Source organism: Methanothrix sp., assembly GCA_029907715.1.
Taxonomy (GTDB): domain Archaea; phylum Halobacteriota; class Methanosarcinia; order Methanotrichales; family Methanotrichaceae; genus Methanothrix_B.
The window spans coordinates 62,788-75,808 of the sequence record JARYLI010000003.1 but is presented as its reverse complement, the minus strand read 5'-3'; the positions used below and the strand labels follow the sequence as shown (position 1 = coordinate 75,808).

General features: G+C 55.5%; 14 protein-coding genes. 6 read left to right on the top strand and 8 right to left on the bottom strand.

The window, feature by feature from the left end; translation table 11 throughout:
* The first annotated feature begins 3 nt into the window (after positions 1-3).
* The 3 genes from QHG98_03360 (at position 4) to radB (ending at position 2,252) form a co-directional block, all read left to right on the top strand.
* The gene (locus QHG98_03360; protein MDH7596768.1) at positions 4-489 is read left to right on the top strand and encodes a bifunctional nuclease family protein; all 486 of its coding nucleotides are present in this window, start codon (positions 4-6) and stop codon (positions 487-489) included.
* Between the two features lie 15 nt (positions 490-504).
* Positions 505-1,422: a ribonuclease Z gene (locus QHG98_03355; GenBank protein MDH7596767.1), complete on the top strand. Its 918-nt coding sequence runs from the start codon at positions 505-507 to the stop codon at positions 1,420-1,422.
* A gap of 164 nt (positions 1,423-1,586) precedes the next feature.
* On the top strand, positions 1,587-2,252 hold the full coding sequence (gene radB / locus QHG98_03350) for a DNA repair and recombination protein RadB (protein MDH7596766.1): 666 nt from the start codon (positions 1,587-1,589) through the stop codon (positions 2,250-2,252).
* Between the two features lie 348 nt (positions 2,253-2,600).
* Here the strand turns inward: radB and QHG98_03345 are convergent, their stop codons facing one another.
* Complete coding sequence (locus QHG98_03345; protein ID MDH7596765.1) at positions 2,601-2,945, bottom strand: DUF555 domain-containing protein; 345 nt, start codon at positions 2,943-2,945, stop codon at positions 2,601-2,603.
* A gap of 66 nt (positions 2,946-3,011) precedes the next feature.
* On the opposite strand from QHG98_03345, the gene QHG98_03340 reads away from it, so the two are divergent.
* The gene (locus QHG98_03340) at positions 3,012-3,284 is read left to right on the top strand and encodes an amphi-Trp domain-containing protein (protein MDH7596764.1); all 273 of its coding nucleotides are present in this window, start codon (positions 3,012-3,014) and stop codon (positions 3,282-3,284) included.
* Between the two features lie 271 nt (positions 3,285-3,555).
* Here the strand turns inward: QHG98_03340 and QHG98_03335 are convergent, their stop codons facing one another.
* The 7 genes from QHG98_03335 to QHG98_03305 form a co-directional block, all read right to left on the bottom strand.
* Positions 3,556-4,413 carry a universal stress protein gene (locus QHG98_03335; GenBank protein ID MDH7596763.1) on the bottom strand — a complete coding sequence of 286 codons (858 nt, stop codon included), beginning with the start codon at positions 4,411-4,413 and terminating at the stop codon, positions 3,556-3,558.
* A gap of 222 nt (positions 4,414-4,635) precedes the next feature.
* Complete coding sequence (gene amrS / locus QHG98_03330) at positions 4,636-5,646, bottom strand: AmmeMemoRadiSam system radical SAM enzyme (GenBank protein ID MDH7596762.1); 1,011 nt, start codon at positions 5,644-5,646, stop codon at positions 4,636-4,638.
* Between the two features lie 184 nt (positions 5,647-5,830).
* Complete coding sequence (locus QHG98_03325; protein ID MDH7596761.1) at positions 5,831-6,157, bottom strand: hypothetical protein; 327 nt, start codon at positions 6,155-6,157, stop codon at positions 5,831-5,833.
* A 30-nt stretch (positions 6,158-6,187) separates the two neighbouring features.
* Positions 6,188-6,751 (bottom strand): pyridoxal 5'-phosphate synthase glutaminase subunit PdxT, encoded by a 564-nt coding sequence (gene pdxT / locus QHG98_03320; protein ID MDH7596760.1) that lies wholly within the window; start codon positions 6,749-6,751, stop codon positions 6,188-6,190.
* Positions 6,752-6,796: 45 nt separating this feature from the next.
* Positions 6,797-7,690 (bottom strand): pyridoxal 5'-phosphate synthase lyase subunit PdxS, encoded by an 894-nt coding sequence (pdxS, locus tag QHG98_03315; GenBank protein ID MDH7596759.1) that lies wholly within the window; start codon positions 7,688-7,690, stop codon positions 6,797-6,799.
* Between the two features lie 244 nt (positions 7,691-7,934).
* A complete protein-coding gene (locus QHG98_03310; protein MDH7596758.1) occupies positions 7,935-9,095 on the bottom strand; it encodes an ABC transporter permease in 1,161 nt (386 codons plus the stop codon).
* 5 nt (positions 9,096-9,100) lie between these two features.
* The gene (locus QHG98_03305) at positions 9,101-10,195 is read right to left on the bottom strand and encodes an ABC transporter permease (protein MDH7596757.1); all 1,095 of its coding nucleotides are present in this window, start codon (positions 10,193-10,195) and stop codon (positions 9,101-9,103) included.
* 911 nt (positions 10,196-11,106) lie between these two features.
* On the opposite strand from QHG98_03305, the gene QHG98_03300 reads away from it, so the two are divergent.
* Positions 11,107-12,138: an Lrp/AsnC family transcriptional regulator gene (locus tag QHG98_03300; GenBank protein ID MDH7596756.1), complete on the top strand. Its 1,032-nt coding sequence runs from the start codon at positions 11,107-11,109 to the stop codon at positions 12,136-12,138.
* Complete coding sequence (locus QHG98_03295; GenBank protein MDH7596755.1) at positions 12,135-12,941, top strand: D-aminoacyl-tRNA deacylase; 807 nt, start codon at positions 12,135-12,137, stop codon at positions 12,939-12,941. The genes QHG98_03300 and QHG98_03295 overlap by 4 nt, the downstream gene beginning before the upstream one ends.
* Positions 12,942-13,021 lie beyond the last annotated feature (80 nt).

The window sequence follows — 13,021 nt, the reverse complement described above, 5'->3', positions numbered from 1 at the left end:
CAAATGTCAGATGAAATCTACGAGGGTGCTGGTGAGGATAGCGTTGTGCCTGTGCGCGTTAAGGGTGTCTACATAGCAGAGACGCTTGGCGGAGCCCCCTCACCCGTGGTCCTCCTGGAGGATGAGAAGTCACGTATAGTTCCGATATTCGTCGGGCTCTCAGAGGCGATATCCATCCACAACGCCCTCTCCGGGGAGGTCTCGCCCAGGCCGATGACGCACGATCTCTTCATATCTGTCCTGGAATGCCTGGAGGCGACGATCTCGGATGTGCTCATAGACGACCTCGAGGGGGGCATATACTATGCCAGGCTCTCGCTCGTGCACGGCTCCAAGAGGAGCGAGCTCGATGCAAGGCCGAGCGACTGTCTGGCGCTGGCGATAAGGGCCAAGGCGCCGATCCACATCCAGGAGAGGATCATAGAGATCTCGGGGATGGACAGGAGCGAGATGGAAGGTCTCAGGCGGCTCGACAGCTACATGCACTGACGTGATGGTGATCTTTTGCTGCAGGTCATCTTTCTGGGCACAGCTGGCTCTCTGCCCACGCCTGACAGGAGCCTGCCGGCCATTCTTGTGAACAGGGAGGGTGATCTCCTCCTCTTCGACTGCGGTGAGGGTACTCAGAGACAGATGATGATCGCGAGGACCGGCATGATGCGGCTGAGCCATATATTTTTGACCCACCTTCATGCGGACCACATACTCGGTATACCCGGGCTCCTGGAGACGATGGCGTTCCAGGGCAGGGAGGCCCCGCTTGTGATAGCCGGCCCTCCGCGCACGGCTAGGATGGTGGGCATCCTGAACAGCCTCGGATGCTGCGCTCGGGATTTTGAGGTCAGGGCGCTGGAGCTGAGGCCGGGGGATGGCTTGCGAATGAGCGGATACACTGTAACAGCAATCGCAACAGAGCACAGCGTGCCCAGCCTGGGGTACATGCTGCTGGAGGATATGCGGCCCGGAAGGTTCAACAGGGAGCGCGCGATAGAGCTCGGTGTTCCTGTTGGTCCGATGTTCGGAAGGCTCCAGAGGGGGGAGAGCGTGGAGATCGACGGGAGGGTTGTGAGGCCGGAGGACGTCCTGGGCGCTCCCCGACCCGGCAGGAAGATCGTTTACAGCGGGGACACCAGGCCGACCAGGGAGATCGAGGAGGCGAGCAGGAACGCTGACCTGCTCATACATGACGGCGCGCTGGCCGATGATATGATCGACTGGGCGGTGGAGACGAAGCACACAACCGCGGGAGAGGCTGCTGCGCTCGCGGCAAGGGCCGGAGTGAGAAGACTGGTTCTCACACACATCAGCTCCCGGTACTCAGAGGACACGACGCCGCTTCTGAACGATGCCCGGAAGGTCTTCCCTGAGACTCTGATAGCATCGGATCTGATGAGGATCGATGTGCCTCTCAGGGACGGGTGAATCTCCACTGGCAAGCACATATCGCTGCATTTATTGAGAAAATGCGATGCATGTTCCATGCATGCGCGCTGGAAAACAACCAGCCGACACCGCCAACCTGGCGGCCCCCTTCAGCATCCCTTCTGCAGGAATCCTTATAGTATTCCATCATCATCTTCTCGCCGATGATAAAGAGGATTCCCTCCGGGTGCCAGAGCATCGATGATCTCCTCGGTGGCGGATTTGAGGCCGGAATAATAACACAGATATACGGCGAATCCGGCACCGGGAAGACCAACATAGTGATACAGCTATCGGTGCAGGCAGTGAGGCTCGGATCGCGTGTTATATTCATAGATACCGAGGGCTTCTCTCCTGACCGGTTCGTCCAGATCGCGGGGGAGAACGCGAAGGAGATCGCCTCGAAGATCGTGGTATTCCAGCCGCTCAGCCTAGAGCAGCAGCACATGGCGATCAGGGATGCATCCAGAATCGTCGGTCAGGGCTTCGGGCTCGTTGTTCTCGATTCCGCGACATCTCTCTACAGAGCTGCTCTGGAGTCGACAGATAACCGCCAGATAAAACGATCGCTGACATCACAGCTCTCAGAGCTCCAGGAGATCGCCAGAAGGCACAGCATACCTGTGGTGATAACGAATCAGGTTTACATGGATGTCGACACTGGCATCCTCAGGCCTGTTGGGGGCACATCGATGGAGCATCTCTGCAAGGCGATACTTGCGCTGGAGAGGCTTGGAGAGGGGCGGAGGAGGATGCGAGTGGTGAAGCACAGGTCGCAGCCTGAGGGGGAGGCGGCAGAATTTCTGATAACATCCAGCGGTTTGGTCTGAAGCTCCACCAGGACTCTCATCTGGAGCAACAGCCACTGCTCTTTTCTGAAAGGTTTCATTCCCCGATTCGGCGGTTCGGTAGTCTCGCAGAAAGGTTGGATGACGCTGGTTTGGTTGCTGGAGCTCGCCTGTCCGATGGTTCAACCAGATGAGCCTCCTGGGAAATGATTTTATAGTCCTCTGCGTCACTTCATGTAAATGAATTTAAAAGATATTGTATATGTCATACTTCATAGATGATTTTATGCAACATGCTATATTATATTAACTTATGCGTGATACTATAATTGCCATATTTTTATCTTGCTTGAACACCCAGAACCTCGCGCTCCAGCATGCCGCAGGCTTTTATTTCAGCCTCTCGACCTCTATCACGCGAAGCGGGACGGATCCCAGAGCTTTTCCGATCATCGCCTTTGCGATCCTTCCCGCGTGCTCCTCGCTCTCGGCGTTGAATATCTTAATCTCGAATATCAGGCCGACCAGGGCGGTCCCTGCAACGATAAGGACACCCTCCAGCGGCTCCTCACAGCTCGGGCAGTAGCTCTGGCCGACCTCGACCTCGACGTACTCCATGCTGCTCTGGTTGAGCCTCTTGCCAGCCTCGGAGATCGCAACACCGATGGCATCATCAGCAGACTTCACGTCCCTGACTATCCACGCGCCCTCTAGAGTTACCAAGAAGTTGGACATCTCATCGCTCCTGGAGAGCGATAAGGATATCTAAGTTGCGGATCAATGGACTGGAAGGTGATGCGAATGGTCCAGATACCAGGCAGAGTTGGCAAAAGTTCTGGAATGCCACTGAGCACCGAGAAGGAGTTCGAACAGGAGATATACGTGACGCGCGGCGAGATGGCGAGGTTCATTCGTGATCTGGCATCTGCGATCGAGGCTGGTGGCAGGGTCGATGTCTCAAGGGACGACTGGACGCTGGGCGTCACTCCCATGGAACCCCTGAAGATCGAGATACAGTACAAGGGCCAGAAGAGGGAGCTGGAGATCCAGCTGAAGCTGAAGGAGTTTCCGTAACTGCGAGGCCTGCTGGCTGCAGAAGAGCGAATATGCACGGGATCGGTCTGATGAAACTGCATCCCATGTGCAGTCCGGGCGCTGGCGAAATCTCATGCTGGAAGCCTGCACATGGGTGTTCGATATGCTGTACCAGCGCGAGATGGCGTGGATAAGCAGATGGGAACACCTGGCAGGTCATCATAAATATTTTTAAATTGCGAGCAGCGATGCAGGCCTATGGATGCAGACTTGCATCAACAGTGCCTTAAAATTATAAAAATATGGGAGATCAGTAAATCGCGATCTTCGAGCTCCTCAGGATGAGAACAGGCCTGCTTGCCGTGTTTGCCACTCCGTATGCCGTGCTTCCGATCCTGCCCTTCTTGATAGCGGTTGCGCCCTGCGAGCTCATCGCGATCAGGGAGACGTCCTCCTGCGCAGCGACAGATCTTATCTGCTCGCAGGCCTCGCCGACCACGACCTTTGTGCTAACATTCAGCCCGCCCTTTCTGAGCTCCGCCGCGATCTCGTTCAGCCGCTCCGTCCCGTATTTCACCGCGGAATCGATCTCCTCCTGAGTTTCGCCTCTGGAGACCACATGGAGCAGCATCAGCTCGCCGATCCCGTTTATGTTCTTCAGGAACGAGAGCGCTGCCTCGGCAGGCTGGGAGAAGTCCGTCGGATAAAGCACTTTGTGCAGCAGCCTCGCGCAGTATATGCCAACCGGCCTCCCTTCCATCATCATGTACCTCATCAGAAGGAGGTGCGTGTTGCCGTAGCGCAGAACGTTTCTGGAGACGCTCCCCAGAAGCACGCTCTCGATCAGGCTCTTGCCCCTTGCACCCATCGCCACCAGAGAGACATTCTCCTCATCTGCCACCTTCTGTATGGCGCTGGCCACCTCTCCCTCCAGGACGGAGACCGCCCTCACCTTGACGTTCATTCCCTGCAGCGGGGCTGCCTCCCCCTCCAGCCTCTTCTCTGCCTCCCTGATCTCTGCAACCGGGTCCCAGACCCTGGCAAGCGGGTCCCTGCTGATGACATGAAGGAGAACAACGTCCTTCACACCCGGAATCTGACCAGCGCACTCTATGACCTTTCTCGCATGCTTAGAAAAGTCCGTGGGGATCAATATCTTCTCAAACATCATCTTCACCAGGCTTTCACATCTTTCTGCAAAGCTGCAATGCTATCAATATACGTCTTTACCTTTATTAGTTTTGCCGGCACTGAAGATCGATCCCGATTGTTCACTGGCGTCATCGTTCCTCTTGAATCCTCTGGGGATCGCATGCTTACTGCATCGCTGTGAACAACAGCCTGTGACAGCCATGGGCCGGGCGATGAGTTGTGCCCATCTCATCTCTGCTCACCATACGCCCGGGATCTGCGTCCCGCACCTGGGGCACCTGCCATCGACTATGCTGTTGAGCGTCACACGGTATGCGAAACGCTCGACAAGGAGCTCACCGCAGTTGTGGCAGTGAGTGTTCTCCCCCTCGCCCGGGATGTTCCCCGCGTAGATGTAGCGGATGCCTGCATCTCTGCCGATGCCGATGGCCCTCCGGATCGTGGCCGCGCTCGTTGGCGGCGCATCTCTGAGCCTGTACGTGGGATGGAAGGCGGAGACATGCCATGGAATATCGACGCTCACGCCTGCGAGGAATTCGGCTATCTCCCTGAGCTGTTTATCAGAGTCGTTGTATCCGGGAATCACAAGAGTCGTGACCTCAGTCCACACCCCAAGCTTCGGGAATAGCTCGATGTTTCTCTTCACGGGCTCCACCCTGGCGCTGCATATCTTTCTGTAGAACTCATCATCGCCCTTAAGATCGATGTTGATCGCGTCCAGGTATGGAGAGATCTCCCTCGCAGCCTCCTCAGTCATGTAGCCGTTGCTGACGAAGTTGTTCTTGAGCCCGAACTCTTTAGCTTTGACAGCGGTATCGAGCGCGAACTCGAAGAATATCGTGGGCTCTGTGTATGTGTAGGATATCGATTGGACTCCGGCCTCGAGGGCCTCCGCGACGATATCCTCAGGAGCCCTTTCGCTGCCGATGATCATGCCCCTGTCCACGGGCATCTGGGAGATGTCAGCATTCTGGCAGTGCCTGCACCTGAAGTTGCAGCCAACTGTGGCGATCGAGTAGCTCCTGCTGCCCGGCTGGAAGTGAAACAGGGGCTTTTTCTCCACAGGATCGACATGCTCAGCCACAATCCTGCCGTAAACGAGCGAGTAGAGGGTCCCGTCGATGTTCTCCCTGACACCGCAGATGCCCCTGCGACCAGGATGAATCCTGCAGCTGTGGTTGCAGAGGTTGCATCTGACATCGCCACCCTCAAGCCTCTCGTAAAACATGGCCTCTCTCATTTCAGCCATGATAACAGAAACGTCCTCTTAAATTATATACTCTCCTGAGAGGATCTCAGAGATGTGCAGCATGGGATATGCGGCGCCAGCGAGTCCATTATAACAGCGATCCGATCAGCTCATACACTGGGCTGAATTCAGATTAAAAGACACTCTTAAAGACCCTCTCTGCGTCCCGGCGGAGATGCTAACCCTAACCCCTCACAGCCTTTCGCCAGAGCTTTTCCGCCTTATCCGGGATCGACTCTATCTGCTCGTGGATATCAAGACGGTGCTTTATGTCAGCTGCCTTTATGCGCAGCTCCACCGACTCGCGCATGAGCTCTCTGGCCTTTGTCCTCAGCTCCTCAGACTCTATCCAGAGGGCCTCGGCCTGCTCCGGATCGAGCTGCCGAATATCCACAGACCTCTTCCGGAGCGAATCCGACTCCTCCATGGCAGATGCTGAATCTGCTCTCAGCTGCTCAGAGCGCTTCAGGAGATCCTCCATCTCCCTGCGCATCTCATCGTAGCTTTTCACTGCGAACCTGCCATCGAAGATAGAACCACCTCAGGTCATCTCTAAGAGCATCCTGTGGAACCGGAGATCACCGGTGAGCTCAGGATGGAACGCAAGACCGATGATGTTCCTCTGCCTGACTGCAACCGTGCGGCCGCCAAAGCGCGCGATCTCCTGCACACCCTCGCCGCATCTCAGGACAACGGGCGCGCGAATGAATACAGCCCTGTACGGCCTGTCGAATCCTTCCACGTTTATCTCAGCCTCGAACGACTCGCGCTGCGGGCCGAAGGCGTTTCTTCCCACCGAGATATCAATCAGTCCGAGAGGTCTGACGTTGCCTGCATCGATCTCCTTCGCGGCAAGCACAAGACCCGCACATGTTGCGAGCACGGGCACATCATTAGCAGCCGCCTGCTTTATCTCGGCGGCGATTCCCGTCCTCTCGAGCTGCCGGCCGATCGTTGTGCTCTCGCCTCCAGGGATCACTATGCCAGAGCATGTGGGTATGATGCCTGCCCGACGTACGGGGACTGCCTGGCCGCCTGCGGCCTCTATGGCGCTGATGTGCTCCGAGACGTCTCCCTGGAGTGCTATGACCCCTATCCTCCTCACGTTACCTCCCAGGCAGAAGCCCAGACCTCTGAGAGAAGAGCCGGCTCACCATCCTCTAGCCTGCAGCGCCTCTCCTTCCTGAAGGGTGGTGACATCTATGCCCTTCATCGCCCTTCCAAGACCTCTTGAGACCCTGGCCAGAACCTCCGGCTCGTCGTAGTGATGCACAGCCTCGACTATTGCTGCAGCCATCGCCTCCGGGTTCTCCGACTTGAATATGCCGGATCCGACAAACACGCCATCAGCGCCCAGCTGCATCATCAGAGCGGCGTCTGCTGGTGTTGCTATGCCACCGGCAGCAAAGTTCACCACAGGCAGCCGCTGGATCCGGGCGCACTCCGCAACCAGCTCTGGGTCGGCCTCGATCTCGCGCGCGAACTTCATCAGCTCCTCGCTGTTCATGCCCTTGAGCTTCCGGATGTCGCCCATGATCATCTTCATATGCCTCACGGCCTGGCTGACATCACCTGTACCCGCCTCGCCCTTGGTACGTATCATGGCTGCGCCTTCCTTGATACGCCTGAGGGCCTCCCCGAGGTTCCTGGCGCCGCATACGAATGGGACTTTGAATCTGGTCTTGTCGATGTGGAACTCGTCTGCAGGGGTGAGAACCTCCGACTCGTCGATCATATCCACCCCTATGGCCTCGAGGATCTGAGCCTCGACGAAGTGTCCGATCCTGACCTTGGCCATGACAGGTATGGTCACCGCATCTATGATCTCCTCGATGACCTTTGGATCTGCCATCCTGGCCACGCCGCCCATCTTTCTGATGTCAGCAGGAACCGCATGGAGTGCCATGACAGCGACAGCTCCTGCCTCCTCAGCGATCATGGCCTGCTCAGGGGTGGTGACGTCCATGATGACTCCACCCTTCTGCATCTTGGCAAAGCCGCGCTTCAGCAGCTCCGTACCGAATCGAAGATTCTCCAGCTCCATGATGATTTCATACCTCGAACGGTGAACTAGCAGCATTTACGGTAAATAAACTTTGCCCCGCGCACCGAACGCGCGTGTTCTCGCCTGCCTGGGACGGCATGTGACAGGGAGTAACCGGGCGCAAACTCCGGTCTTCATTCCGGAGAGGTACTGTGAGGTGGGGGAGGGGGCGGCCATCGCCAGAGCAGTTTTGATCCCAGACGCGCTTTGATGAAGCCGTGCCTGGGGCCGTGGCCGGATGATGTCACTCGACTGCTATGGCCTCTACTGGATCCAGCCTTGATGCCCTGTAGGCAGGATAGAGTCCAGCCACCAGATTGACAATCATGGAGTATATCACCGCCCAGAAGAAGAACTCCGGCTTCATCACCACCGTCATCCTCGATACCATGTATATCTCGCTGGGCAGCTCCACAGGATACATCATGATTAGCCTGGCTGCGATGTACGCCAGGATGCACCCGATGAGGGCAGACGGTGGAGCGAGAATCAGGCTCTCAAGAATGAATATCTTCATTATCGAGAGGCTGGTGGCACCCATGGCCATCAGTATACCTATCTCCTTCGTCCTGCGGGTTATTATCATTATCATTGTATTGGCTATACCGAATCCCGCTATCGCGAATATGAGAATGTAGAATATGACCACAAAGCGTGACTGCGTCTCGAGTAGGTTCAGTATATCACGGTTGATGTCAACCCAGCTCCTGGCAGTGTAGCTGGTTTTCCTGTTGATCTCCTCTGCGAGATGCGGTGCCCCGTACAGGTCGGAGAGCCTCACAGAGACCTCTGACACAACATCCCCCTCACCGAGGATATCCTGTGCGGTCTTCAGCGGGATGTAAACGAGAGTTTTGTCGCTTGCTGTGCCGGTCTCTATGATGCCTGCGACCTTGAGTCTGATGGATCTGTTCTGCCTGATCAGCTCTATCCTGTCGCCGCTCGAAGCCCTGATCTCCTCAGCAAGCCTGCTGCCAATAACAGCTGAGTATCTGCTCAGCTCAAGATCCCTGAAGCTACCCTCGATCAGATCCCTCTCAACCCTCATCAGAGGACCCTCATCGGATGCGATGACACCCATGACCTCCACCCCCCTTGCCCTGTCCCTGTGCTCGACGACCGCCTTCCCTCTGAGCCTGGGGGAGACAGCTTCCACCCCCGGGTACGTCCATACTGTGGCAGAGAGCGTTCTGTAGAGGTGTATCTCGTTCTCGCCCTCCTTCGGCTCGATAACTACATGGGGGTTGTTCTCGATGGTTGTGCTCATGATCTCCTCCCTGAAACCGCCCATCAGGCCCATCATGACGACGATAATCGCCACAGCCAGGGCTACAGAGAGCACCGTGAAGAAAGCCATCCTGGGGTTTCTGACGATGTGGTGGGATGCAATGATATGCTCAAACATCTCGCTCATCCACGCAGGGCGATTACAGGATCGAGCTTCGATGCCTTGTGCGCGGGATACACGCCCGCGGCCAGGCTCAGCAGAACCGCGACCAGCACTATGATCAGGATTTTCCAGGGGTCTATCACCACAGGCAGCACAAACTCCTCCCAGCCGGGTGCCTCGACTTCGAACCCCATGCCCTTGAGGTAGAGAGAAAGAGCCACGCCACCCACAGCGCCGCATATGCCGCCAATGAGGCCCAGAACAGTGCTCTGGATGAGGAATATGTTGCGTATCATCACACCTGTTGCCCCCTCAGCCATGAGCATGCCTATCTCAGATGTCTTCTCGAGAACAAGCATGTACATCACGCTCGCTATCCCGAAGGCTGCAATGATCATTATGAGAAGCATGATGATGTTGTTCTCAAAGTTCTCTATTGCGATGGTCCTGAGGATCTCTGGGTAAAGCTGCTGCCAGCTCTCTGCCTTGTAGCCCGTCGCAGAAATTTCCCTGCTGATCCGATCCGCCATGTAGATGTCCTGGAGCTTGATATCTATGCCGTTTATGACATCCCCCTCACCCACGAAGTTCCTGGCCGTCCGGAGCGAGACGAATGCCATCTCCTCAGGAAAGCCCTGTGGCGGATCGAAGATGCAGGCGATCATGAGATTGAGCGGGTTTGCATCCGGAAACCTCGCGTCCACAGTATCGTCCAGCTCCACATCCAGCTTCTCGGCGAGCTTCTTCGACATCGCTATTCTGTTCTCCTGCTGGATCGACTCAAGATCTCCATAGATCACACGCTCTTCTATGCTCGGGTAGATCCGTTCCATCTCTGATGGTATCACGCCAATGAGAATGACGTTCTCCACGTTGTTCTTGTGTGAAAGCGATGCGGATGTGCTCAGACGTGGAGAGACTGCGGTAACGCCCTCAAGCTTCCATATCCTCTCCATGAGCGTTCTGTAGAGGTAGATGTACTCCTCACCCTCCTTCGGGCTCACGCTGACATGCGCGAGGTCCTTTACGATTATGTCGAGGAGATACTCCTGAAAGCCAGCTTGGAGCGATACAGAGGTCACGCTAACAGCCACCGCCAGCCCGATTGCAATCACAGAGAGGGCAGTCTGACGCCTCCGGCTTCTGATATACCGGAATGCTATGAATTTCTCGAACAGATAGCCACGCCCCTGCTGAACTTTTTCAGCCTCTGGAGCAGCTTGCTCCAGAGGCTGTCCCTCCCTCCTCCTGTATCATTGCTATCAAGAACACATATTATTCCGTAAATAAAATCGAAGTTATGATCTGCTCCCGCCTCTCGAAAAAGCCAGTGTGTGATAGGTGGAACTTCCAGGATCCTCGGGCCGGGGTGGGGACGCAGTGGGACCGCACGCTTCTCCCCTGCAACCTCAAAGTATTTTAAACTTGGGGGCAGGGGTTCATCTGTTTGCTCATATCCATGTGATAACCTACCTTTATAGGCACCACGCGCCTCCTGGCGCGCGAATGAACGCAGCCGGCAACCGGCCTGCATCTCCTTCAAGTTGCTGGATACATAAGAGCGTGCGCTTTTACTTATCTCCGCTTGGTTCAAATTGCCCTGGTATTATCATGAAAGAGCTCGACTGTCATCATGAGTCTTGCGAATCCGCACACTTTGACGCTTTCATCCTTTTGGCACGCTTTTATTACATGTGCAGTCATCATGAGTCCGGACAGTTTGAACGCTGTGGATTTCAATGATCCAGGCACACGACACAGGAGGTTAGCTCTCCGTCTCATGCTTTCATCGACTTCGGAAATTATCCTTGATTGAGCTTCGCAAATCATCCTGCAGCAGTCTCCGCCCATCTCATGCTTTCATCGACTTCGGAAATTATCCTGCACACTTAGCCGAAACGCGGGCCTCGTACTGCTCCTCAGGATCTTGGAGTCGCAGGAAAAAGCCTTCAACTGTAAAGGCAACATTGTGGGGATGCAAGCGATGAGGTAACCTATAAATAGTTAAAAAATACACTTCCATCAAATGGAGCTCAAATTAACATCAAAAGAGAAGCTGGTACTTTACGGTCTGACCAGATACCCAGGGCTCAGCGATATTGATCTGGCTTCCTTTATTGATGTAGACAGATCCACAATATTCAAAAGCAAACGCAAGTTTCGCGACTGGCAGCTGATAAGGCTTCTGAACGTTCCATCCGTCGGGGCTCTGGGCGCTGAGATCCTCAGCGTGGTTTTCATGCGTTTCTCTCCGGGGATCGATGGCAGGGAATCCCTGTCTGAATGGACAAAGAGCCCAAGCTGTGTCTACTGTGTGGCAACAGCTACAGATGCGTTCTCTCTGGTTTATTCAAGAAACCTGACAGAGTTCAAGAAAAAATCTGAAAGTATTCTGAGCAGATACCGGCAGAGCGGCGTGCTTGAGGAGTTCAGGTGTGTGCATCTCTGTGTGGAGCTTGCGAGCTATCAGTACAATGTTCCTGAAGCAGTATGCGAGATATTCGGGCTTGACAGAAAGGATGTTCCAGCTCGCCCTGTCCCGCTGATGCCCGCAGATACCTCAAGGATGTCTGAGAAGGACAGGCTCACGCTATACGCCTTCGTCAGATACCCAAGCCTCTCAGACCTGGAGCTCTCAAAGAGGACCGGGATATCCAGGCCGACAATATCCGGGAAGAGGAGCAGGTTCTTTGATGCCAGCATCCTCCTCAGAGAGGTGCATGTTGAATGGCAGAGGATATGCTGTGAGCTCATGTGCTTCTACCATCTTCGCATGAGGCGGGATGTGAGCCCCCAGGATGCAGGATCTCTCCTGAGCATGATGGGGTCGCAGCTGTTCTACCACATGCAGCCCGGGGACGTCTGCGGCGCGATGCTCTCATCCAGCTACTCTGATCTCAAGGATGGGTTGGATGCATTTGTCAACAGCGCATTTGAGAGGGGCCTCATGGATGGCAGACCATACATGGTCATCATGCCGCTGAGAGCTATGAGAGTGGAGAAGCTCGATTACGCGCCTGCTGTTGCTGAGATGCTGGGGATTGAAAAGGAGATATGAGCGAGATAGTGATAATCTGCTCATCATCTGATCCGGCCAGCTCGAACATAGCCTCGAGGCTGCTTGAGCTGGTGGAGTGGGAGGAGCATGGGGATCTCAGGTTTCACAAAAGCTGCTGCATGCTGTGCATCGAGGGTGAGCTTGTGGGGCTCAGGAACCTGGAGGGTATGCTGGATCGTATGGGCCTCTCGCCGAGGCTGATAGTCTTCGCATCCAGGCACAAATCAAAAGAGGCAGTGGCATGGCTCGGAGGGCACTTCACCGGCGTCGTTCAGGAGGGATCTTTTGAGCTCTCCAGACCAGCGCCATATGCCCTGAAAAGACTGCTCATGGCCCTGCAGCGTGACTCCCCATCAGGATTTCGCCTCTCCGCCGAGGCCACACACCACGGGCCTGTGGATCTGCGCACACCATCGCTGTTCGCCGAGATAGGCTCATGTGAGCAGCACTGGACCGACCCAGCAGCAGGAACCGCGGTCGCACGGGCGATTCTCGAGCTTGAGAGATATGAGGAGCATGCTGGTGAACCGGTGCTTCTGGGAGTTGGCGGTGGTCACTATGTTCAGAGGCAGACCGATCTGATGCTCTCAGGGCATGTCGCATTCGGTCACATGTTCTCGAAGTACCAGGCATCGATGCTCAGCCTTGATGTGATGAGGAGAGCGGCTGAGCTCTCAGGAGCGTCCGGCGTCTATCTGGATGGCAAATCATTCCGCTCAGAGGAGCGCAGGAGGCTTGAGGAGATCGCATCGAGCCTCGACCTGAAGGTGATGAGCAAAAAGGATGTGATGTCTCTTCTGTGAAAATCCAGCTCAAAAAGGTATGCGAGGGCTGCGTTAAGGTCGTGCTCCGAATCGTCGAGTTCAGACGCGTGCGACCCTGG